We start from the raw sequence: 22,239 nt of genomic DNA, 5'->3' as shown, positions 1-22,239 counted from the left end.
CCACCCCATCAACCACAGGCATATGTGATGTAAAACGCTGTGGCCGCCCGTTCGCGCCGCAACCAACATTTGTGGTTATGGGTCCCGGCTCAAGGCCGGGACGGCGAATTAGGCCGAGCGCTGTTGCTGCTGCTGCGCGGTCATCACGATGCGCACGAGGTCGGCGGCGTTCCTGGCGCCGAGCTTCTTCATGATGTTGGCGCGATGGTCTTCGATCGTGCGCGGGCTGATGCCGAGGTGACGTCCTGCTTCCTTGTTGGAAGCGCCCGCCGTGAATTGTTCCAGCACCTCGCGCTCACGCCGCGTCAATGGCTCGCGTCCCGGAAAATGCAGCGTCGCGATCCGCGATGCGGAACTGTCGGCCTGCCGCCGCGTATAGGCGCCGATCGCCTCATCGAGGCGGGCGACGATTTCGCTGCCGCGGAACGGTTTCTCGATGAAGTCAAGCGCGCCGTTCTTGATGGCGCTGACGGCCATCGCGATGTCGCCCTGTCCCGAGATCATGAAGATCGGCGCCGGATAATCCTCGCCGTGCAGTTCCCTTAGAATATCGAGGCCGGATTTGCCGGGGATGTGCACGTCGAGCAGGATGCAGGCCGGCGTCCTGGTTCGCGCGACCGACAACAGCGCCGCGCCGTCGGCAAAACAGATCACCTGATAGCCGGCTGCGGACAGGACCATCGAAAGCGTGTCGCGGACGGCGGGATCGTCGTCGACTACGAAAATCTCCCCGCGGGAGGGGGCACTCTCAGCCATAGGTCATTCGTCCCTGAGTGGTGAAACCTGCAAACCGAACAATGGCTCCAATCGACATCGCACCGAACTGGCCCGTATTTGTACGGGACGACGGCTTAACGCACAAGTAGCACCGGGGTCCCTAAAGATAGGCCACCGTGGAGAATGCGCATGCAGAAAGCTGCAAAAAGCGATATCGTCATTGAGGCCGTCGACGGAAACGACGCCTATCAATCAATCGTCTCGGACCTGATGTGTCTGATCGGGCAGGTGCAGGCGAGCCTGTTGCGGATTGAGAGCGCGATCGCCTGCGAAACCTCGCCTGCTTCCACTGACGCCGCCGACACCGGCATTATCGTGCTTGATGACGTCACGCCCCGCTACGCCAAAGCGGGGGCGGTGCTGAAGGCATGCGACGCCGGCCTTGGCGCGGCCCTCGAGTTCCTGCTCGAGGCCAAGGCAATGGAGCACCGCCTGAACTAGAGATTCTTGTTTTGACGCGTTTTCTTCACGCGAACCGGTGTCCACTTCGCTCGAAAACGCTCTAGCTCGAGGTCTTGCGGCTTTCAGTTCCCTCCGCTGCGGCGACGCGCTTCTTCACAGGCCTGCCCCGGATGAACTGGATGTCCATCTCGGTGCCGTTGACGCGGACCAGTTCGCAGCGGCGGTAGGCAAGCCCGGTCGAGGACAGCAGCAGGAAGAACTCCTTAAGATTAAGGCCCTGGATCGAGCCTTCGACATTCAGCGCCGCGTCATTCTCGGAGATGGCGTTGAGCACGCAATTGCGCCGCCAGGTTCCATCGATGGCCATGATGCACACCTCATAGCCGCGACTGAATGTCACCCGCTCCGCTGCCCTGCTGGTCTCCTTCATCGTCAGCGTCCTCCGATCGCGGCCATCCTGGGCATCGCGGCAGCCGCCATCGGGGCGACCGCGGGACGCGTGCCGGTCGGCCGATAGAGGCCGCGCTTTTCAGGACAGGGTTTGAAGACGTCGGTCAGGCCGACGACGGTTTCGGCCGCGCCGAGCACCAGGAAGCCGTCTGTCTCGAGGGACCTGGCGAGGCGGTTGAAGACGTTGATCTTGGTGTCCTGGTCGAAATAGATCAGGACGTTGCGGCAGAAGATGACGTCGAAAGTGCCGAGCTGCGAGAAGTCGTGCAGCAGGTTGAGCTGCCGGTGCTGCACCATCGCGCGGATGTCGGCATTGACCTGCCAGATCTCGCCGTTCTGCTTGAAATACTTGACCAGCAATTGGATCGGCAGGCCGCGCTGCACCTCGAACTGGCTGTAGATTCCGGCCTTGGATTTCTCCAGCACTTCCTGCGACAGATCGGTCGCGAGGATCTCGGTGCGCCAGCCCGCAAGCTGCGCGCTCATCTCCTTCAGGCACATCGCCAGCGAATAGGGCTCCTGCCCGGTCGAGCCGGCGGCGCACCAGATCCGGATCGTCCTGCGGCCCGCCCGCGCCTTCAACAGCTCCGGGATGATCGTATCGCGGAAATGATCGAACGGCGCCTTGTCGCGGAAGAAGAAGGTCTCGTTGGTGGTCATGGCCTCGACCGCCTGCGCGATATGGCGGGCCGATCCGCCCCTCATCTTCTGCACGAGATTGTCGATACCGGAGAGGCCGCATTTGCGCGACAGCGGCAGCAGGCGGCTTTCGATCAGATATTGCTTGTCCGCGGACAGGTCGAGACCGGAATGGTCCTTGAGCAATTTACGCAGATACTCGTAGTCGGAAGCGTTCACGGCGGCCTCTCAGCGCAAGGGATTTTCGAACGATCAGGCGGGCATCGAGGCTGCGATCAGGCCGACTGCGTGGAACTTGGCGGCGATGATGTCCTTGTCGAACGGCTTCATGATGTATTCGTCGGCGCCCGCCTCGAGCGCGCGCGAGATGTGATCGATGTTGTTCTCGGTCGTGCAGAACACGACCCTGGGCAGGTCACCGCCGGGCAGCCGGCGCAGATGGAGCAGGAATTCATGGCCGTCCATCACCGGCATGTTCCAGTCGAGCAGCACCGCTGCGGGCATGGCGCGCCGGCAGGCGTCCAGTGCCCGCTCGCCGTTCTCGGCCTCGATGATCTGGAAATTGAGTTCTTCCAGGAAGCGGCGCGCGATTTTCCGCACCACGCTGGAATCATCGACGACAAGGCAGGTCCGCGCCTGCTCGCCGACACGGGGATCGTCCATCTGAATTCGCCTCTCGATTGTTCTTGTAGATGCTGGTCAATCGATAGGCCTTGGCGGCTCACAACCACTTAATTTTACCGTCCGTGCGAATACGGATGGCATGTTGATACCGTGCGGCGCGGCCGATGCCGAACGCCTCGGAATCGATCGCTGCCGCGTACCGGCACGAAGGCAATGAATTCGTTGGAGTTTTCGCGTGCGAGGGCGGGCCGGCAGGCTCAGGCCGCGGCGCGCTGCTGCTCGCGCTGCATCAGCTTGCGGATTTCCTTGAGCGCCTTGTAAAGCGCGCCATCCGCCACATGACGGTTAACCAGATCGAGCGCCTCGCCCGTGCTGGCGTCGGCCTCCCGCAGCTCCTTGGCGAAGCCGAGATAGGCGGTCCGATAACGCTGGACCTCGTTCTTCAGGTACATGGTCTGGACGCAATGATAGAGCCGCCTCGCCGGGGTGTTGGCGGTCTCCGCGGTCACGGTGTCCCGTTCACGCAGGATCGGCGCTTCGCCGTCGATCAGGAAGGAAGTGCGGGTGCCGGAGTTGATCAGCACGGTCTCGCCGATGACGATCCGTTCAAACGGCTTCAGCTCGACGCGTAACGGCATGATCGTCTCCTTTTCTAGGCAACGGCTTTTCTAGGCAACGGCTTTTCTAGATAAAGACCTGGGCGTTTGCTCGCCCTCGATCTTCGAAATCTTCGTCGCGCAAACCGGCGTTGGGCACGCCGCCATCCGGTCTCGCAATTCGTCGGTCCGAAAGCGGCGGAGTTGCCTCCGCCGCTTCCGTGTTCGGTTTCGTCGCAGCGCTCAGCGGAGGAGCTGGAGCACGCTCTGCTGGCTCTGGTTGGCGAGCGCCAGCGCGGACACCGCGATCGACTGGCGGGTCGACAGCGCCTGGCTGTTGGCCGCTTCCTCGTTGGTGTCGGCCAGCGTCAGGTTGGACGAGCCGGTCTGCAGCACGTTGATCAGGTTCTTGGAGAAGTCCTGACGGATCTGCACGACCGACAGGTTCGAGCCGAAGGCCGACGCCTGCGAACGCAGCGTGCTCGACGCGTTGTTCAGCGAAGTGAGAACCTTTTGGGTGCTGTCGTTGTCGATGAAGTCGGTCCCGGAAGTCAGCGCCGCCAAGCCGAGGCCGCCCGGATCGTCGGTCACGCCGTTGATCGTCAGCGACGACTTGCCGGTTTCGTTGAACACCAGCTTGAGCTGGTCGCCGTTCAGCAGGTTGATGCCGTTGAAGGAGGCATCCTGCGCCGTCGTCTTGATCTGGTCGATCACAATATTGTACTGGCGGACCAGATCCGCGCGGGTGTTCTGCGCGTTGATGTCCTTGACAGGTGCGGTCGTGGTGAGGGTCCCGAGCAGGCCGCTGGCACCCGTGGCGCTGCCGGTGATCTTGCCAGTCAGATCAACCGACGCATCGTCGTTCGCAGTCGTGATGCTCAGCTTGCCATCGCTGGAGATCGAAGCCGTCAGGTTGCTGTCTGCGAGCTTCTTGTTCAGGTCGTCCAGGGTATTCACCGCACCGGCGCCGGTTCCGATGGTGATGGTCTGAGCCGCCTTGCTGCCGATCGCATCGATGCTGAGGACCTGATTATTCTTGGTATTGGTCGGCTTGGTCTCACCTGTCGTCAGGCCGAGCTTGGCGAGGACGGTGCCGGTTCCACCGAGGGTGATGCTGTTGGTCTTGTCGGTGGCGGCGTTGCTGATGGTCAGAACGTTGCCCGCGCTGATCGACGATGTGCCTCCAGTGATGCCGTCGATCGCCGCAAGGACGTCGCTGACCTTGCCGCCGGTGGTCGACGACAGGCTGATCGTCACGTTGCCGGTGGTGGCATCGGTTGTGGATGCAGCATCGGCCGCGGCGCCCGTCACGAAACTGATCGTCTTGCCATTGACGGTAAAGGAGTCGTTATTCGCGAAACCGGCAGCCGCCAGCGTTTCCGTACCAGCCAGGTTGGCCACCGCAGTGCCCGATACGGTCGCAGCCGTGTCTGCATCGCCGAGCAGGTTCGTGGCAGTCGCGCCGGTTACGGCCGCCGACGTGGCGGTCGACTTGGACGAATAGCCCGAGGTCGCCTGCAGCGCCTGGTTGGCGATCGACTTGGCGCTGTCGACCAGCTTCTGCAGCGAGGTGATGCCGGTGTTGGCGGCCTGCAGCACCTGCACGCCATTGCCGATGCCATCGAGCAGGTTGTTGATGTCGCTGGCGCGGTTGTCGAGCGAGGCGGCGGTGAAATAGTTGGTGGGATTGTCGAGGGCCGAGTTGACCTTCTTGCCAGTCGAAAGGTGGCTCTGCGTGGTGGCGAGTAGATCAGCGGTCGACTGCAGCGAGAGCAGGTTCTGGCGAACCGAAGACGAAAGAATAATGCCGGACATAGTTTGATACCCTTCTGGATGAACACACGATTGACGCAGCCGCCGGAAATTTCACTCCGGCGACCGTGCCACACTGTTCCGGCGGCGCTACCCGTTCGTTAAATCGCTCCTCAGTACAAATACCCAGAAACTCCACGCGCAGACGCATTTCTCAGTAGTTCTACTGAGATAATCGCAAGTGTGAATGCGCAGATCGAAACAGCAGCACGCACGATGGATTGCGATTGCGGATCGCACGCGGCAGGCAAATCTCGTCGTCGACAGACAAAGCGAGTGTGATGGATTTGTGCTCTTCACCGCGATCGAGAGAGCGTCGCGCCAAGACTTTGATTCAAATCGTCGTCGCGCGGCTTTCTTTTCGAATTCTGTAGGAATGTTTCGTGCTTGTCTCGTCGGAGAAGACAGCCACGTTGCGCTAGAGCATTTTCAGTTCTGATTGAATCAGAACCGAAGCTCTAGATTCTTGTTTTGACGCGTTTTCTTCACGCGAACCGGTGTCCACTTCGCTCGAAAACGCGCTAACAAGTTCCTTTCAATCGTGCGCGTGGTATTTCGCATACACACGGTGCCACCATTCGCACAGCCGTCCGCCGTTGATCGCTTGTCCCGCGGCGTCGACATCCTCAGCGCAGCTTCCTCGCGCGAATCAGCGCGCGATTTTTTGTTCGGTCGCAAACGAAAACGTCTGTCTGCCCGGTAAGGTGTATAGTCTCTCGCGTGTAGCTCTTGTGCAATCTTGAGGGAAAGCTATTCTTCGCGTTATCCGACATGCCATGAGTAGGTGACGCGAGACCGTGAGCTCCCGCCTTTCGGCAGGAGAGGGAATGTCTGGATCATCGCGTCCGTCCAATCATCTGTTGCAGACTCTGCCAGCGGCGGAATTCGAGTTGCTGCGGCCGCATCTCGCAATCGTCGAACTGACGAAAGATACCGTGCTGTTCGAGGCCGGTGCCCCGATCGGCGATGTCTATCTGCCGCATAGCGGCGTGGTTTCACTGATCGTCGGCTTCGCGGAAGGTGAGACCGTCGAAGTCGCCAAGATTGGACGCGACAGCATTGTCGGCGGCACTGCCGTGCTCCATGACGGACCATCGCTGGCGGACGCCGTCGTCATCATACCCGGCATCGCCTCGGTTCTCGCAACCGATCGGCTGCGCGCCGCGATGGAGGCAAGCAGCGCTCTGCGGCAAGTTCTGGTCAGGCACCAGCAGGCGCTGTCGGTGCAGGCCCAGCAGGCCGCGACATGTCATGCATCTCACACGGTCGAATCCCGGCTGTCGCGCTGGCTGCTGCACACGCGAGAGTTGTGCGGCGGAGAACCACTCCCGTTGACCCAGGAATGTCTGTCACAGCTGCTCGGCGTTCGGCGCAATGCCATTTCGATCGTGGCACACGCATTCCAGGAGGCCGGCCTGATCCGCTATAGCCGCGGGAATATCGAAATCATCGATCTCGAAGGTCTGCAGAAAGCCGCCTGCGAGTGCTACACCGCGGTGAGGACGCAATGCGGTCGACTGCTCAAGACGGAATGAGAAGCCCTCTAAAGCATTTTCGGTTCTGATGGAATCAGAACCGAAGCTCTAGATTCTTATTTTGACGCGTTTTCTGCGCAGATAGGTCTACGCAGTCTGCGTAAACATGATTGCTATGCGAACCGGTGTCCACTGCGCTCGAAAACGCTCTGAGCAGCGGAACCTGCGTCGCTGAGGCCACAGTCGCCGGCGAGTATCAAACGACATCCGTCAAATGGACAGGTTTTCCTTGCCCGCGATGCGCGGCAAGGCCATCTTGCAACTCGGGCAGCGTGTGTCGGCTGCCAGGCCGAGATACACGCTAGCAATGAGGCAGGAGACTGCTTTGGATTCGGTTCCTCGTCCGCTAAACGGATTCTTGTCCGCACTATCGGCATCCGATTTCGAACTGATCCGCCCGCAGCTGCGCACAGTCGATCTCATCCAGGACATGGTCCTCGTCGAGGCCGGCGAAATAGTCAAGCGTGCCTACCTGCCGCACAAGGGTGCGATTTCCCTGGTCGTGAAGGTCGGGCGCGGCGAGCACGTGCAGATCGCCTTGGTCGGGCGCGACAGCATCTTCGGCGCGTTCGCCGCGCTGGGGGACGCGACCGCACTGAACAGCGCGGTGGTGGTGGTGCCCGGCATCGCTTCGACCATCGACCTCGAGCAGCTTCGCTTCGCCGCCGACCAGAGCGCGACGCTGCGCTACGCGCTGGCGCGGCACGGACTTGCGGTCGATGCGCAGGTCCAGCAGACCGCCGGCTGCAACGCTTCGCACACCGTGGAATCGCGGCTCGCACGATGCCTCCTGCACACTCGCGACCTGTCCGGAAGCGACAAGATCGTGCTGACGCAGGAAGCAATGGCGCAGATGATCGGCGCGCGCCGCAACAGCGTCTCGCTGGTCGCGCACACGCTTCAGCAGGCGGATTTCATCCACTACAGCCGAGGCCATATCGAGATCACCAATCTCGACGGCCTGATGAAGACCTCTTGCGAATGCTACGCGACGGTGAAAGCCCAATACACCCGCCTGATTCAGGGGTGTGAATCGGTTACGCCATAAGCGCAACCGCGCGCTTGCTTTCCGGGTGGAAACCCGGCCGTACTTCTACGGCTCTCAATTTTCACGGACGGCTAAGCTTAACCGGCGATAATCGACGTGAACACGGGAGAGGTGACATGTTCACGTTCGAAACGACGGACCAGAAGGAAGCCAGGCGTTTTCGTATCGCACAGTTCAACGGCAGGACCGTGACCGCACGTTCGGCCGGCGCGACGGTCACAGGTCACGTTCGATCCATCGTGGAAAACAAGTCGAGCGTTCCGGCGGCCTGGACCATCACGATCATCCCGGAGACGCCGAAGCCCGCCACTGCGAACCTGCGGTCAGCCCCGCGCATCCGCACCTTCGCGGAAGATTACCTCTGAACGACGTAGCCCGGGTGGAGCGAACGCGTAACCCGGGAGATTCACGCAGGTGTCGACCGCGGCCCCGGGTTACGCTGGCGCTTCACGCGGGCTACGATGCTATCAATTTGAATCGAATCGTTATTTGCTTAAGCGCAAGCTCCGCGCAAGTGCGTCGTGCTTTATAACGCTTCACTGCCCCCGCCTGCGGCGTGCGTTGCCGCCTCTGGCTGCCATCCAATCCATCGCGCTCGACAGATCAGGACGACTGCATCAGCGCCTTGCGGACGAGCTCGGCGGTGTTGCGCGCGCCGAGCTTGCGCATCGCTTCGGCGCGATGGCTTTCGAATGTCCGCGGGCTGATCTTCATGTGCAGCGCGCCCTGCTTGTTCGAATAGCCCTCGCTGATGAGACGGAGCACCTCGCGCTCGCGCCTGGTGAGCGGCTTCTGGCCGGCCTTGGATGTAACCGTCACCTTTGGCGGCCGGCTTTCGTCCTTGATGTGCGCGGGCGGATTGTCCCATCCGGCCTTCTGATCGATGACGGGAGCGGATCCCGGATGAATCTCCGAAATCTGCTTCAGCATCGCGCAGACGCGCTCGGTCTGCTGCAGGGCGTTCTCGACCACCTGCTGCAGGTAGATTCGGGCTGCCGGCGAATGCGCGAACTGATGACTGTGCTGCTTGATCTCGTTCATGTAGAGCAGGAGCGCCGTCATCGGACCGTTGAACTGACGCGCGATCGCAGCGCCCGCCTCTTCCGTCGCGCGCGCACGCTGTGCAGCGAGTTCCACAATCTCACGATTGCTCTCGAATGGGGCGCGGTCTTCCATCCACTTCGACAGATGTGAGCCGTCGGCTCGATGCTCGTGCTGTGTCATGCGACCGATCTAGCGACCCTAAGGCTGTTCCCGCGTTAACTCGGCACTCAGTAGGAATACTGAGAACGCGACCATGTGTTGCCAGCTCACAAGGAAATAGAGGCAGACGCGCCTAGAGTTTGCAACAATTCTCGCAGGAATGTGGCAAATCTCAGTATTTCTACTCATCGGGAAAATACCGAAATTGTGGCGGAATGGCGTAATTTCACAAGCATATTTGTGAGTTCCATGTGGCGGTTCCCGAACGCGCAGCGAATCACCGATGACGCGAATGGAAACCGCATCATCGATGCGCGAGTTCGAGAGTTTTCCAGAGAACGCTTATGCGGGCCTGACGACGATCACGCGGCGCTTGCGCTGACATGACACGAACATGGGGCCGGAGTGATGTGTGCGCGAGAAGTCAACCCGTTGCAGGGCATTGCTGCATGATTTGTGATCGATGCGCGCGCCTCGCACCGGGGTTTGCGATTTACAGCCTTCACCGGCACCGCAATGATCGTGATCTCAATCTTCACAACGATGAAGGGAGACCGCGATGGCGCGAGTAACCGGATCATGGCTTGCGATGGCGACACTTGCTTGCGCCTTGGCGTTCGCATCGGCCGCGACTGCGCAGACCGCGCCCGCGGAGGGCACGGCGCCGCCGACGGCCGACAATGCGGTGATGATCACGGTGTTCCTGAAGCACGATCAGTCGCGCCCGCTCAGCGAACTCAACGCACAGCTCGAGAAGCAGGGCTACTACAAGGCCTTTCCGCCCGCGGGCGTCGAGGTCGTGAGCTGGTACGTGATGATGGGCATCGGCCAAGTGGTGACGCTGCGGCTGCCGGCATCGCGGCTGCGCGAGGTCAATCGCGTGCTCGAGGACAAGGCCTGGGGCGCCTATCGCACCGAATTCTATCCGACCTACGATTACAAGGCGGTCGGCATGGCCGCACACGAGAAAGCGCAGTAGGGCATCGATCGGCCGTTTTGGCATGGCGCGGGTGAAGGCGCCATGCCTCATGGCAAGGCGCCCTCGCCCTCGGCTTGCGCCATGGCAGTCAGCTCGGCTTCGCTGATCGTCGCTCCGGATCCATCGAGCACCGAGACCATGCGAAATCCGTCGTCGCGAAACTCCTCCACCTTTCCCAGCGCCGATGCCGCCGTTGCGAGGATGACGGAGACGCCGCCTGCACCATTCCTCGCAAATACCCGGAACATGATCTCCCCGGCTCCTGATGTGCTCTACGCCGCCAGCGCGACGCGCGAGGTCGATTTCCGCCGGTACGGCTTGCCGCCCGGCGATCCCGAGGGATCGGGGTCGAGCGCCGACAGCGCTTCAAGCACCTCATCGACGCTGACGGCACACTTGGCGCCGGGAAGTTCACGCAATGCCGGACTGGACGAAACTGCGGCCGCGTCCGACGCCCATGAGGCCAGCACGGCGCGCTTTTCCGCCGTCGACAGCCGCGCATCCGCCAACACGTCGCGCGGATGGTCGTAAGCCGAGGCGGGGCGCAGGATGACATTCAAATCGACGACATTGTCAGTGTGATCGATCATTTGGTTGCTCCCAATGCTTGTCAGACAAGTTTCAACCGTCCCGCCCGGCACTTGGACCGGGCGGGGTGCGCATCGCCGTGCCGACGACGTTACGCCGCTTTTGCTTCGAGTTGCTGCACGCTGCTCGCGGGAGCGCCATCAATGGCGATCCGCCGCGGCTTCATGGCCTCGGGCACCTCGCGGACCAGCTCGATTTTCAGTAGTCCGTTGTCGAACGCGGCGCTCTTCACCCGCACGTAGTCGGCGAGATTGAAATGCCGCTTGAACGGCCGCGCCGAGATACCGCGATAGAGGTATTCGCGTTCGGCCTTGTCGGACTTGCAGCCTTCAATCGTGACCACGTTGCTCTCGGCCGTCACCGAGATCTCGTCGGGCGAGAAGCCCGCGAGCACAAGCGATATTTGGTAGCGATCTTCGCCGAGCCGTTCGATGTTGTAGGGCGGGTAGTTGTCCTCGCCGGCGCGGGCCGCGGCATCGACGAGGTCGAACAGGCGGTCGAACCCGATGGTCGAACGCCACAGGGGAGCAAAGTCGTAGCTGCGCATAACCAAATCCTCCAATGAGCAAGTTGGATACGAGCGGCACCGGACACTACCGGTGCCCGTCCTAGTCCGGGCCCATCAGGCGCTCGGACGCCATCCACCGGATGGCGAAAAAAATCTTGGAAAAGGCCGATCCAGTTTCAAGGGGGGTCGCGAAAAAATTTTGGTACCCTCGACGCGAGGGGATCAGGCCGAAATAGTGGCACTCACCGCGATATCGTAGTGACGACAAACAACGGGCCCGCTGCGCCCCCGTTAGCGGGAAGCGCAGCCAGGGAGAGGCGACGGACCAAGGCCTCAGGCGTGGGCCCTCGGCTGCTGGCTCAGCTTCTTCGCCAGCGTTTTCAAATCTTCGACCCGCCGGCTGCATAAGAGCCGGGTGAATTCGTCGGCATCGATGGTGGGTTGCGGAAAGACGGGCGGTTGGCGCAACTCCCGGCGCCGCCAGAACAGCCGGGAGAGACGCTGCAGCAGCTTCATTTTCTTGAGCCTCGATGAGAGCCTGCGCGGATAAGTCGCCGGACCGCCCCTTGGTTCCGCGCGTTATCCCTTCTCCGTTCTTTTCCGCAAAGAGCAGCAGTCCCGGTCCAGCCGAGGCTCCCGCTTTCGCATCCGCGTAATAATGGTGGGCGACAATCTTGCCGGCCGCAGCCGCCGGGCTCATTCTTCCGGCGCCACGCGTTCAGGGGGAAGACAGATGCCTGGGCCGGACCTCAACCGCGCTCCGATGGGCGGCACGCTCGTGCCCGGCGGGGCGACATTCCGGGTCTGGGCGCCGCGGGCCAGCGCGGTCCATGTCTCCGGCGACTTCAACGATTGGAGGCAGGATGCCGGTTCGCTGATGTCGGAGATCGGCGGCGGGCACTGGGCGAGCTTCGTGCCTGGCCTGAAGGACGGCGACGCTTACCTGTTCTATGTCGAGGGCGTCGGCTCGTCCGGCTTCAAGCGCGATCCGCGGGCGCGGCTGTTGAGCGTCCAGCCGTCCTTCCCTGCCTGCCATTCCGTGCTGCGCGATGCCGGGCGATTTCCCTGGCACCTCGAGCGCTTCGTGCCGCCGGCATTCAGCGACCTGATCGTCTACCAGCTTCACGTCGGGACGTTCGCACCGCATCCGGAAAACACGGATGGCAAGTTCTTCGACGTGATCGAGCGCGTGCCGCACCTGGCCGCGCTCGGCGTCAACGCCATCGAGCTGCTACCGATCCAGGAATTCCCGACCACGTTCAGCATGGGCTATAACGGCGTCGATCTCTATAGCCCGGAGAACCAATATGCCGAGGCCAACGAGGCAAAGCTCAGCCGCTACGTGGATCGCACCAACGCGATCCTCCAGGCGGCCGGCCACGCGCCCTATGCCGGCGTCGACACTCTCAGGCACAGCGACGACCAGCTCCGCGCGCTGATCGACGTCTGCCATGTCCATGGCATCGCTGTGATCTTCGACGTCGTCTACAACCACGCCGGCGGCGGGTTCGATGACAAGAGCTTGTGGTTCCTCGACCGCGAGGTGCCCGGCGACAACAACAACAGCCTCTATTTCACCGACCAGGGCTGGGCGGGCGGCTTGGTGTTCGCGTTCTGGAACGATGGCGTCAAACAGTTCCTGATCGACAACGCCACGTTCCTCTATGAGGAGTATCGGATCGACGGCTTCCGTTTCGACGAAGTCAGCGTGATCGACCGCTTTGGCGGCTGGACCACCTGCCAGGACCTCACCTCGACCTTGCGCGCGCAAAAACCCGAGGCGATCCAGATCGCCGAATATTGGCCGGTCAATGCGTGGATCGTGAAGGATCGCAGCGAGGGCGGCGCGGGCTTCGACGCCACCTGGAGCGACGGCATCCGCAACAGCGTGCGGGCGGCGATTGCGAGCGCCTCGCAGGGCGCCAGCGCGCGCGTGCCGATGTCAGCGATCGCAGACGCGATCGCCGCGATCCGCCTGCGCGACCGCTGGCGCGCGGTGCACGCAATCGAGAACCACGACATCGTCTATATGGGACGCGACGAGCGGATCGCGGCGCTCGCCGACGGCAGCAATCCGAGATCCTGGTATGCGCGCAGCCGCAGCCGCTTCGCGCTTGGCCTCTTGCTGACCGCGCCCGGCATTCCCATGCTGTTCATGGGCCAGGAGATGCTGGCGTCAAAGCCATGGAGCGACACGCCGAGCGTGGATACCGAAATCGACTGGGCGGCGTTCGACCGCGGCGATGAGGTGATGGCCGGCTTCCTGCGCTTTGCCTCCGACCTGATCGGCCTGCGCCTGACGACGCCGGGGCTGCGCGGCGAAGGCTGCGCCGTCATCCATGTCCACGACGACAACCGCGTGCTGGCGTTCCAGCGCTGGGTCGAGGGCGACGGCGGCGACGTCGTGGTGGTCTGCAGCCTGAACGAAAGCCCGTTCCACAACTACGCGATCGGCTTTCCCGCTGAAGGCCGCTGGCGCGAGGTGTTCAACAGCGACATCTACGACCGTGAGGTGACCGTCACCGGCGATGGCAGCGTGCATGCCGACGGCCCGCCGCTGCACGGCCTGCCCGCGTCCGCCGCAGTGACGATCCCGGCGAACGGGCTGTTGGTGTTCGCAAGAGGCTGACACCGTCAGCGGCCTCCTCAGGGCGCTGCGCGATGACATTCCCGCGCGGGTTCCGTTATGGTAGGGCTCTCGTTCGAGCGGCGCGTCCCGCCGCGGCACAAGCCTGAGAGCAATGACCGCACCTTACGTTCCGCAGATCGCCCTTTATCGCCGCTGGCTCGAGGAGCAGCGCGGCCTGAGCTTTTCCAGTTTTGAGGACATGCGTCAGTGGTCGGTGCGCGACATCGACGTCTACTGGCAGAGCATCTGGGACTATTTCGACCTGCGCTCGCCGACGCCGCACCGCACGGTGCTGGCGGAGCGGAAGATGCCGGGCGCGGTCTGGTTTCCCGGCGCCTCCGTCAACTACGCCCAGCAGGTGTTCCGGCACGTCGAAGCCGCCGATGCCGCGCGCCTGCCGGCGATCGTGAGCAGCGGCGAAGATGGCGTGCTGAAGGAAACGAGCTGGCCCGAATTGCGGCGACAGGCGGCCGCGCTGGCGGTTCACTTGCGGGAGAAAGGCGTCGAGCCCGGCGACCGCGTCGCGGCCTATCTGCCTAATATTCCTGAGACCATCATCGCCTTCCTCGCCACCGCGAGCCTCGGCGCGATCTGGAGCGTCTGTGCGCCCGACATGGCGGCGCCGGCGGTGATCGATCGCTTCAAGCAGATCGAGCCGAAAGTGCTGATCGCCTGCGACGCCGTCACCTATGCCGGCCGGCGACATGACCGCCGCGCCGTGGTCGACGAGCTCCGGCGCTCGCTGCCGACGGTCAAGCACTTCATTCGGCACAGCGACGCGGAGGGCGCCGAGACCGCCGATCCGCTATTATCGGCGATCTTCGCCCGCCGCAGTCCTGCGATCGATGCGTTCGAGCCGGTGTGGCTGCCGTTCGATCATCCGCTTTGGATCGTCTATTCCAGCGGCACCACCGGCTTGCCGAAGCCGATCGTGCACAGCCATGGCGGCATCATCATCGTGGTGCTGCCGCTGAACACGCTGCACAACGACATCGGCTGCAGCTACCAGCCGAACTCGTTTGGCGAACGCTTCCATTGGTACAGCTCGACCGGCTGGATCATGTGGAACTGCCAGGTCAACGGGCTTCTGGGCGGCACCACCTGCTGCATCTTCGACGGCAGCCCCGGCGGATCAAAGGATAAGCCGGATTGGACCACGCTGTGGCGTTTCGTGGCCGACGCCAAGGTGACGGTGTTCGGCGCCGGCGCGGCGTTCTTTGCCAATTGCACGAAAGCGGAGATCGATCTCGCTGCCGTCGGCGACCTCTCGCGCCTGCGCGCGCTCGGCTCGACCGGTTCGCCGCTGAGCGCCGACACGCAGGCCTGGTTCAATGAGCGCTTCGCCGCGCTCTCAAAGATCAACGGCAACGCCGCACAGGCGGACATGTGGTGGGCGAACATTTCCGGCGGCACCGACTTTGCCGGCGCCTTCATCGGCGGCAACAGGGAATTGCCGCAGACGCCGGGCACGATGCAATGCCGGATATTGGGCTGCGCCGTGGAGGCTTTCAACGAACAGGGCCGCGCCGTGATCGACGAGGTCGGCGAGCTCGTCTGCACCGAGCCGTTGCCGTCGATGCCGCTGCGCTTCTGGAACGATCCTGATGGTGCGCGCTACCGCGCCAGCTATTTCGAGACCTATCCGGATGATTTCGACGGCAGCGGACGCGGTCCGGTGTGGCGGCATGGCGACTGGCTCAAGGTCGCCGCCGACGGTTCCTGCGTGATCTATGGCCGGAGCGATGCCACCATCAACCGGCACGGCCTGCGCATGGGGACGAGCGAACTCTACTCGGCGATCGAGGCACTGCCGGAGATCCTGGATTCGATGGTCATCGATCTCGAATATCTCGGGCGCGAAAGCTACATGCCGCTGTTCGTGGTGCTGCGCGATGGCATCGCGCTCGACGAGGCGATGAAGACACGGATCAACAAGGCAATCGAAGCCGGCCTGTCCCGCCGCTTCCTTCCCAACGAGATCTTCCAGGTGCCCGAAATTCCGCGCACGCTATCGGGCAAGAAGCAGGAGCTGCCGATCAAGAAGCTCCTGCTCGGCCACCCGATCGAGAAGGTCATCAACAAGGACGCGATGGCCAATCCGGGATGCTTGGAGTGGTATCTCGCCTTTGCCGACGACTATCTGCAAAAGAATGCGGGCGCCGCGTGAGGCGCGACGCCTGCATTCTTACGCGGACTGAACCGTCCGCTTCTTCACCCGCTCCAGCCACTCGCGCGTGAGCACGAGGTCCGCCTGCGAGAGTTGATGGCCGACCGGCAGGGTGCGGTACGTGACGTCGGCGCCGGCGTCGAGCAGCATCTCCGCGAGTTTCGCCGAGTTGGAGCTCGGCACGATCGGGTCCATCTGTCCTGAGGCGATCAGCACCGGCATGCCACCCAATTGAGCGGGCGGTGGATCGGACAGCGGCACCATCGCGCGCAACAGCGCCGCGCCCGAAAGCGTGCCGGGGCGAAGCAGCATCATGGCCGCGGCGATGTTGGCGCCGTTGGAATAGCCCACCGCCACCGGCGCGCCGATGCCGAGACGCCGGCGTGTCGCGTCGACGAAGTCGGCCAGTTCGACGGCGCGCCGCCGAACGTCGTCCTCATCGAACACTCCCTCCGCAAGACGGCGGAAGAAGCGCGGCATCCCGTTCTCCAGCACGCGGCCGCGCGGCGACAACAACGCTGAATCCGGCGACAGCATCCGTCCGAGATCGAGCAAATCGTTCTCATCGCCGCCGGTGCCGTGGAGCAGCAGAAGGGGCGGAGCACCCGCCCCTTCCGCCGGCACGAAGCGATAGACAAAGGGTGTCTCGTTCGTCATGCGACTTCTCCCAAATCAGGCAGCACGCTTTCGATCTCCTTGCGATGCCGCTCGAGGAACGCCGGCAGCTTCAAGGTGTGGCCGAGGCTCTCTACGGGTTCGTCGACCGCAAAGCCCGGAATGTCGGTCGCGATCTCGAACAGCACGCCGCCGGGCTCGCGGAAATAGATCGAGCGGAAGTAATTCCGATCCTTCTGCTCGGTCGGATGCAGGCCGTGGGCCGAGACCAGCTTCTGCGCCATCTGGCCCTGCTCGACATCATCAGCCGCGCGGAACGCGATGTGATGCACGGAGCCGACGCCCTGGCGACCGCGCAGGAAGCCCTTGGCCTCGTAGATGTCGACGATGCTTCCCTTGACGTCACCGGGAGCAGCGAAGCGGATCACCGAACCCTCGCGCGCGACCTCGCGGAAGCCGAGCACATCGGTGAGGATGGCGGCGGTCTTCTCGGCAGTCTCGAGCAGCAAGGTCACGCCGTGGAAGCCGCGGATGGCGTGCTCAGCAGGCACATCCCCATTGCTCCAGGCCGACTCGTCTTCCGCGCCGGGAATGCCGACCAGCGCGAGCGCCATGCCATCGGGATCGGTGAACGGCAGGACCGACTCACCAAAGCGCTTCTCCAGCGGCTGATGGGGGATGCCCTTCTCGACGAAGCGCTGCACCCAATAGCCGAGCGAGCGCGCCGGCACGCGGAAGGCGGTCTGATGGGTCTCGCCGACACCACGGCGGCCGGCGGGCGCGCCTTCCCAGGGGAAGAACGTCAGGATGGTGCCGGGATGGCCGACCGCGTCGCCGTAATAGAAATGATAGGTCGTGGGGTCGTCGAAATTGACGGTCTTCTTGACGAACCGCAGGCCGAGGTAGCGCGTGTAGAAATCGAAATTCTTCAGCGGGTTGCCGGCGATGGCGGTGACATGATGGATGCCAGACATTGGTCTCTCCTGATTAACTCGGGAGCCGATCGGGCTCGTTGTTGGCAATATTGGCCCGCTATGTTCTGAGAACAATCCATGCTTTCATGGCGCCACTGTCTACGATTTGAGGACAATCCCGATCGCATGGTCATTGCGAGCCACCGGGTCGGCGCGTAGCGCCGCCCGATGACAGGCTCCGCGAAGCAATCCACCTCGCCGCGTGCGGAGCCATGGATTGCTTCGTCGCTACGCTCCTCGCAATGACGGGTGAAATGAGCCGGAGGCAAGATGGACAAGGTTGCGAGCCTGCGGGCGTTCGTGAAGGTCGTGGAGACCGGCAGTTTCGCCGAGGCCGGCCGGCAGCTTTCGGCTCTCCCGCTCCGCGGTCAGCAAGTATGTGGCCGAGCTCGAAGAGAGTTTGGGCGTGCAGCTCCTCAACCGCACCACCCGCCATGTCAGCGCCAATGAGAGCGGCCAGATGTATTTCGAGCGCGCGCTCTCGATCCTGTCCGAACTCGACGCGGCGGATCAGGCGGTGTCGCAGGCGCAATCGACGCCGCACGGACTGCTTCGCGTCAACGCGCCGATGTCGTTCGGCACGCTGCGGCTCGGCCCGGCGGTCGCGGACTTCATGGGGAAATATCCGAAGATCCAGCTTCAGCTCGTCCTGAGCGACGACCTGCTCGACCCCGTGCAGGACGGCTTCGACGTCACGTTACGGATCGCGGAGCTGGAATCATCGAGCCTGATCGCGCGCAGGATCGCGCCGATCGACCGTGTCGTTTGCGCTTCGCCGGACTACCTAGCCAAGCAGGGCACGCCGGCCCATCCGCGCGATCTTCGCGAGCATGCTGCGCTGACCTATGGCTTCCTGCTGACCGGCAACCAATGGAAGCTGACGGGTGCGGATGGCGATCACTGGATCCAGCCATCCTGGTCGCTATGCGCGAACAACGCAGAGGTGCTGCGCGACGTCGCCACGAAGGGCCACGGGATTGCGCTGATCCCGACCTTCATCGCCGGCGATGCGCTCCACACCGGAGCGCTGAAGACCATCCTCGCGGACTATCACGCACCACCGCTGACGCTCTATGCGATCTACCCTCCGACCCGCCACCTCTCAGTGAAGGTGCGGCTGTTCATCGACTTCCTGGTCGAGCGTTTTGGGGCCGGGACGGATTAGTGCGTCGTTCCGTAGTTCCGTAGCCCGGGTGGAGCGAAGCGCAACCCGGGACATCCATGTCCGCGTTTGAGAGCGGTCCCGGGTTACGCCTGCGGCTCCACCCGGGCTACGACACTGAGCGCACTCACACCAGGAACACCGTGGATCCCGTGGTCTTGCGGGCGGCGAGATCGGCGTGTGCCTTGGCGGCGTCCTTGAGCGGATAGGTCTGGTTGATCTCGATCTTGACCGCGCCTGATTTCACCACGTCGAACAGTTCGTTCGCCATCGCCACCAGGTTCTCGCGCTTGGCGCCATAGGTGTTCAGCGTCGGGCGGGTCACGTACAGCGAGCCCTTCTGTGCCAGGAGGCCGAGGTTGAGCGGCTCGATGCTGCCGGAGGACTGGCCGAACAGCACCGCGACGCCGAGCGGCGCCAGGCAATCCAGCGATTTCAGGAAGGTGTCCTTGCCGACGGAGTCGTAGACAACAGGCACCAGATTGCCTCCGGTGATCTCCTTGACGCGAGCGACGAAATCCTCGCGCGTGTAGACGATGGTGTGCGCAGTGCCATGGGCTTTCGCGAGCTTTGCCTTCTCGTCGGTGGAGACCGTGCCGATCACGGTGGCGCCGAGATGTTTCGCCCATTGGCCGAGGATCAGGCCGACGCCGCCGGCCGCGGCATGCAGCAGGATCGTGTCCCCGCTCTTGACGCGATAAGTCTGGCGAATGAGGTACTGCACCGTAAGGCCCTTGAGCATCATCGCCGCCGCGGTCTTGTCATCGATGCCGTCGGGCAATTTGAGCAGACGGTCGGCCGGGATCAGCCGCTCCTCGGCATAGGCGCCGAGCGGCGAGTTGCCATAGGCGACGCGATCGCCCGGCTTGAGGTCGGTGACGCCGGACCCGACTTCCTCGACGATTCCAGCACCTTCACTGCCAAGACCACTCGGCAGCGGCACGCCGTAGACGCCTGCGCGGTTATAGATATCGACGAAGTTCAGGCCGACTGCCGTGTGACGGATCCGCGCTTCGCCGGGACCAGGCTTGCCGAGCTTGACCTCTTCCCATTTCAGAACCTCGGGACCGCCGGCCTGATGGAAGCGAAACGCGTGTGTCATGAGAAACTCCTGCAGCGCGGGATGACTATGAATTTCGGCGAAAGCAGGCGAATGCAATCCATTTCGCCGGCCGCAGACCATATCAGCGTGCCGCACGGCGGCAAGCGGCGCCCACGGTCATCTTGCCGTGAGGGCCCAGGTGCATTGCAGAATTTCCGATCGCGCAGATCGGGCCGGGTGACGACCTCCCGCCTGGAGCGAGGACGCGCGCACTCAGATCACCACGACGACCTTGCCGAGGGCGCGCCGGTCGGCGAGGTGCTGGATCGCCTTGCCGCCCCCCTGGAGCGGGAATTCGGCGCTGATACCTGATGACAGCATGCCTTGCGAATACCAGGCCTGGAGCGCACGCCGATTCTCGGCGAGGCGTGCATCCTGTGACAGCGTGAACGTGCGCCAGTTGATCCCGAGCACATCGCAATTCTTCAGCAGAGGAAGGTTGAGCGGCAATGACGGAATGCCGGCGGTGAAGCCGAGCACGAGATAGCGCCCGCCCTCTGCGATGCAGCGAATGGCGGCTTCCGGGAGCCAGCCGCCGACGGGATCGATGATCACATCGGCACCACGCGACCCGACCGCCTGCTTCAGCCGCGCCGCGAGCTCACGACCATCTCCTGTTGTCTCAGCCGAATAGATTACGCCCTCGGCGGCGCCGTGCTGCCGAGCGAAGCCGAGCTTCTCGTCCGATGATGCCGCGGCGACGACGCGGGTGCCGAGATTGCGCGCGACCTGCACGGCCGCGATGCCGACGCCTCCTGCTGCGCCCAGCACCAGCACGGTTTCGCCGGCCCGCACACCGGCACGGGTATGCAGCGCGTAATAGGCGGTCTCGAAGGTGAACTGCATGACCGCGGCGTCGACGAACGACATGCCGTCGGGAATTGGGCTGCAGCGCGTGGCATCGATGGCGACGAACTCCGCCATGCCGCCGGTTCCGGTCCGCGCCGCGACCCGATCGCCAACGCGCAGCGCGACAACCCCTTCCCCCACTGCGGCCACGAGGCCGGCCACCTCGGCTCCGGGCGCGAAGGGCCGCGGCGTCTTGACCTGATAGCGATCCTGGATCGTGAGAAGGTCCGGATAGTTCACGCCGCACGCCTTCACCGCCACCAGCACCTGTCCGGGTGCGGGCACCGGCTCCGGCACATCGAGCAGCCGCAGGGTTTTGGGCCCGCCCGGCTCGCAACTCATCAACGCGCGCATCAGTGTCCTCCGGCGGCAATCACACGGGCGAGAATGAAAAGAAGTCCCGCACCCGCAATGACGAAAACGATCAGTTGCGTTGACCTTGCCTGCCACAGGAATGGTGGCGACGGAACAATCCGGGCGCTAACATGACCACGCCATGCCGGGAGCCTCTGCCGCACTTCGATCATCACGCGCTGCGCCGTCGCGTTCAGCGATCGATTCCGGCTATGCCGGCCTCGTGCTGAGCGGCGTGCGTGAGGCCGGCTTCGATATCGACCGGCTGCTGGCGCGCGCCGGCATCACGCCGGAGCAGCTCGAGAAGCCGGGCGCCCGGCTGCCGCAGGACCAGTTCGCCCGCCTGATCGCGATCCTGACCCGGGAGACGCGCGACGAGCTCTGGCTTTTGTGCAACCGCCCGATCAAGCCCGGCACCTTCCGCATGATGTGCCGGCTATTGATCCGCTCTGCCAATTTGCGCGAAGCGATCCGGATCGGCTGCCAGTTCTATCATCTGGTCGCAGACGATTTCGTGGTGCGGCTGGCGGAGGGCCCGGATGACGCCTCGCTCTATGTCACCGACACCATCGCCCAGCCGAACCGGCGGCGCATGGTCAATGGCGCGATCCTCCTGTTCGCCTACGGGCTGATGTGCTGGCTGGTGGGCCGCCGGCTGCCGTTGATCACCGTCCACTACGTCTTCCCGGAAGAACCGTTCAGCGGGGAGCTCGAGCCGTTCTACCGGGCGCCGATGCTGTTCGATCAGCCGCGCACCGAAATTCGCTTCGACGCTGAGTTGCTTGATCTGCCGATCATGCCGGACGAGGAGCGGCTGCGGCGTTTCCTCGCATCGATGCCCAATGCGCTTCTGGTGCGCTACCGCGACGACAGCAGCATGGCCGAACGGGTGCGCGGCATTCTCCGCCGCAACCTCAAGCGTCCGCTGTCGTTCGAGGACATCGCCGGGATGCTGGCGGTCTCGCCGCAGACGCTGCGCCGCCGCCTGCTCGAAGAAGAGAACTGCGGCTTTCAGGAAATCAAGGACCGGCTGCGCCGCGACCTCGCCACCCACCTGCTGCAGAAGTCCCGCCTGTCGCTGGAAGAAATTGCGGTCTCGCTCGGCTTCTCCGAGCTCAGCACCTTCCATCGCGCGTTCAGGCGCTGGACCGGCGTGACGCCTGGCGAGTTCCGCGAGCGCCGCAACTCCCGGACAGAGTGACGCAGTCGGATTCCGCCAATCGGAT

The 22,239-nt window shown here is 63.3% G+C and carries 23 protein-coding genes and 1 pseudogene; 9 read left to right on the top strand and 15 right to left on the bottom strand.

Going from position 1 to position 22,239, the window contains the following annotated elements; translation table 11 throughout:
* Positions 1-108: 108 nt before the first annotated feature.
* On the bottom strand, positions 109-756 hold the full coding sequence (locus tag CWO89_RS11725) for a response regulator transcription factor (RefSeq protein WP_130578768.1): 648 nt from the start codon (positions 754-756) through the stop codon (positions 109-111).
* A gap of 144 nt (positions 757-900) precedes the next feature.
* Between CWO89_RS11725 and CWO89_RS11720 the strand changes: the two genes are divergently transcribed.
* The gene (locus tag CWO89_RS11720) at positions 901-1,218 is read left to right on the top strand and encodes a hypothetical protein (RefSeq protein ID WP_245476025.1); all 318 of its coding nucleotides are present in this window, start codon (positions 901-903) and stop codon (positions 1,216-1,218) included.
* A 61-nt stretch (positions 1,219-1,279) separates the two neighbouring features.
* Here the strand turns inward: CWO89_RS11720 and CWO89_RS11715 are convergent, their stop codons facing one another.
* The 5 genes from CWO89_RS11715 to CWO89_RS11695 all read right to left on the bottom strand — a co-directional run bounded on the left by CWO89_RS11715 (position 1,280) and on the right by CWO89_RS11695 (position 5,303).
* Positions 1,280-1,609, bottom strand: coding sequence for a PilZ domain-containing protein (locus tag CWO89_RS11715; protein WP_130578767.1), 330 nt, complete (start codon positions 1,607-1,609; stop codon positions 1,280-1,282).
* Positions 1,610-1,611: 2 nt separating this feature from the next.
* A complete protein-coding gene (locus tag CWO89_RS11710; RefSeq protein ID WP_130578766.1) occupies positions 1,612-2,487 on the bottom strand; it encodes a CheR family methyltransferase in 876 nt (291 codons plus the stop codon).
* A 33-nt stretch (positions 2,488-2,520) separates the two neighbouring features.
* Positions 2,521-2,931 (bottom strand): response regulator, encoded by a 411-nt coding sequence (locus CWO89_RS11705; RefSeq protein WP_130578765.1) that lies wholly within the window; start codon positions 2,929-2,931, stop codon positions 2,521-2,523.
* Positions 2,932-3,149: 218 nt separating this feature from the next.
* A complete protein-coding gene (gene flbT / locus CWO89_RS11700) occupies positions 3,150-3,530 on the bottom strand; it encodes a flagellar biosynthesis repressor FlbT (protein WP_130578764.1) in 381 nt (126 codons plus the stop codon).
* Between the two features lie 201 nt (positions 3,531-3,731).
* Positions 3,732-5,303, bottom strand: a complete 1,572-nt coding sequence (locus tag CWO89_RS11695; RefSeq protein ID WP_130578763.1) for a flagellin N-terminal helical domain-containing protein — start codon at positions 5,301-5,303, stop codon at positions 3,732-3,734.
* An 824-nt stretch (positions 5,304-6,127) separates the two neighbouring features.
* On the opposite strand from CWO89_RS11695, the gene CWO89_RS11690 reads away from it, so the two are divergent.
* The 3 genes from CWO89_RS11690 to CWO89_RS11680 all read left to right on the top strand — a co-directional run bounded on the left by CWO89_RS11690 (position 6,128) and on the right by CWO89_RS11680 (position 8,248).
* Positions 6,128-6,835 carry a Crp/Fnr family transcriptional regulator gene (locus CWO89_RS11690; RefSeq protein ID WP_130578762.1) on the top strand — a complete coding sequence of 236 codons (708 nt, stop codon included), beginning with the start codon at positions 6,128-6,130 and terminating at the stop codon, positions 6,833-6,835.
* Positions 6,836-7,142: 307 nt separating this feature from the next.
* Complete coding sequence (locus tag CWO89_RS11685) at positions 7,143-7,883, top strand: Crp/Fnr family transcriptional regulator (RefSeq protein ID WP_130578771.1); 741 nt, start codon at positions 7,143-7,145, stop codon at positions 7,881-7,883.
* A gap of 116 nt (positions 7,884-7,999) precedes the next feature.
* Positions 8,000-8,248: a hypothetical protein gene (locus tag CWO89_RS11680; protein WP_130578761.1), complete on the top strand. Its 249-nt coding sequence runs from the start codon at positions 8,000-8,002 to the stop codon at positions 8,246-8,248.
* Between the two features lie 238 nt (positions 8,249-8,486).
* Here the strand turns inward: CWO89_RS11680 and CWO89_RS11675 are convergent, their stop codons facing one another.
* Positions 8,487-9,107 carry a LuxR family transcriptional regulator gene (locus CWO89_RS11675; RefSeq protein ID WP_130578760.1) on the bottom strand — a complete coding sequence of 207 codons (621 nt, stop codon included), beginning with the start codon at positions 9,105-9,107 and terminating at the stop codon, positions 8,487-8,489.
* 538 nt (positions 9,108-9,645) lie between these two features.
* Between CWO89_RS11675 and CWO89_RS11670 the strand changes: the two genes are divergently transcribed.
* Positions 9,646-10,065 carry a hypothetical protein gene (locus CWO89_RS11670; protein ID WP_130578759.1) on the top strand — a complete coding sequence of 140 codons (420 nt, stop codon included), beginning with the start codon at positions 9,646-9,648 and terminating at the stop codon, positions 10,063-10,065.
* A 47-nt stretch (positions 10,066-10,112) separates the two neighbouring features.
* Here the strand turns inward: CWO89_RS11670 and CWO89_RS11665 are convergent, their stop codons facing one another.
* The 4 genes from CWO89_RS11665 to CWO89_RS11650 form a co-directional block, all read right to left on the bottom strand.
* Positions 10,113-10,313 carry a hypothetical protein gene (locus CWO89_RS11665; protein ID WP_130578758.1) on the bottom strand — a complete coding sequence of 67 codons (201 nt, stop codon included), beginning with the start codon at positions 10,311-10,313 and terminating at the stop codon, positions 10,113-10,115.
* Positions 10,314-10,337: 24 nt separating this feature from the next.
* On the bottom strand, positions 10,338-10,655 hold the full coding sequence (locus CWO89_RS11660) for a hypothetical protein (protein WP_130578757.1): 318 nt from the start codon (positions 10,653-10,655) through the stop codon (positions 10,338-10,340).
* An 89-nt stretch (positions 10,656-10,744) separates the two neighbouring features.
* Positions 10,745-11,200: an Hsp20 family protein gene (locus tag CWO89_RS11655; protein ID WP_130578756.1), complete on the bottom strand. Its 456-nt coding sequence runs from the start codon at positions 11,198-11,200 to the stop codon at positions 10,745-10,747.
* Between the two features lie 294 nt (positions 11,201-11,494).
* Entirely contained in the window at positions 11,495-11,677 is a 183-nt protein-coding gene (locus CWO89_RS11650; RefSeq protein WP_130578755.1) for a hypothetical protein, read from the bottom strand.
* Between the two features lie 217 nt (positions 11,678-11,894).
* Here CWO89_RS11650 and CWO89_RS11645 point away from each other — a divergent pair, with 217 nt between their 5' ends.
* Both CWO89_RS11645 and CWO89_RS11640 read left to right on the top strand, forming a co-directional pair.
* Positions 11,895-13,790 carry an alpha amylase C-terminal domain-containing protein gene (locus CWO89_RS11645; RefSeq protein ID WP_130578754.1) on the top strand — a complete coding sequence of 632 codons (1,896 nt, stop codon included), beginning with the start codon at positions 11,895-11,897 and terminating at the stop codon, positions 13,788-13,790.
* A gap of 112 nt (positions 13,791-13,902) precedes the next feature.
* Positions 13,903-15,957 (top strand): acetoacetate--CoA ligase, encoded by a 2,055-nt coding sequence (locus tag CWO89_RS11640; RefSeq protein WP_130578753.1) that lies wholly within the window; start codon positions 13,903-13,905, stop codon positions 15,955-15,957.
* 18 nt (positions 15,958-15,975) lie between these two features.
* Here the strand turns inward: CWO89_RS11640 and CWO89_RS11635 are convergent, their stop codons facing one another.
* Both CWO89_RS11635 and CWO89_RS11630 read right to left on the bottom strand, forming a co-directional pair.
* The gene (locus CWO89_RS11635; protein WP_130578752.1) at positions 15,976-16,614 is read right to left on the bottom strand and encodes an alpha/beta hydrolase; all 639 of its coding nucleotides are present in this window, start codon (positions 16,612-16,614) and stop codon (positions 15,976-15,978) included.
* Entirely contained in the window at positions 16,611-17,546 is a 936-nt protein-coding gene (locus CWO89_RS11630) for a ring-cleaving dioxygenase (RefSeq protein WP_130578751.1), read from the bottom strand. The genes CWO89_RS11635 and CWO89_RS11630 overlap by 4 nt, the downstream gene beginning before the upstream one ends.
* A 270-nt stretch (positions 17,547-17,816) precedes the next feature.
* Between CWO89_RS11630 and CWO89_RS11625 the strand changes: the two are divergent.
* Positions 17,817-18,711, top strand: a pseudogene (locus CWO89_RS11625) (LysR family transcriptional regulator).
* A 124-nt stretch (positions 18,712-18,835) separates the two neighbouring features.
* Here CWO89_RS11625 and CWO89_RS11620 read toward each other — a convergent pair.
* The gene (locus CWO89_RS11620; RefSeq protein ID WP_130578750.1) at positions 18,836-19,810 is read right to left on the bottom strand and encodes a quinone oxidoreductase family protein; all 975 of its coding nucleotides are present in this window, start codon (positions 19,808-19,810) and stop codon (positions 18,836-18,838) included.
* A 213-nt stretch (positions 19,811-20,023) separates the two neighbouring features.
* Positions 20,024-21,013 (bottom strand): NADPH:quinone oxidoreductase family protein, encoded by a 990-nt coding sequence (locus tag CWO89_RS11615; RefSeq protein ID WP_130578749.1) that lies wholly within the window; start codon positions 21,011-21,013, stop codon positions 20,024-20,026.
* Positions 21,014-21,155: 142 nt separating this feature from the next.
* Here CWO89_RS11615 and CWO89_RS11610 point away from each other — a divergent pair, with 142 nt between their 5' ends.
* Complete coding sequence (locus CWO89_RS11610; protein ID WP_130578748.1) at positions 21,156-22,214, top strand: AraC family transcriptional regulator; 1,059 nt, start codon at positions 21,156-21,158, stop codon at positions 22,212-22,214.
* Positions 22,215-22,239 lie beyond the last annotated feature (25 nt).

The sequence above is a fragment of the Bradyrhizobium sp. Leo170 genome, from assembly GCF_004296405.1.
Lineage (GTDB): Bacteria > Pseudomonadota > Alphaproteobacteria > Rhizobiales > Xanthobacteraceae > Bradyrhizobium.
Note: the sequence above shows the minus strand (reverse complement) of the source record. Positions and strands in the feature narration are given on the sequence as shown.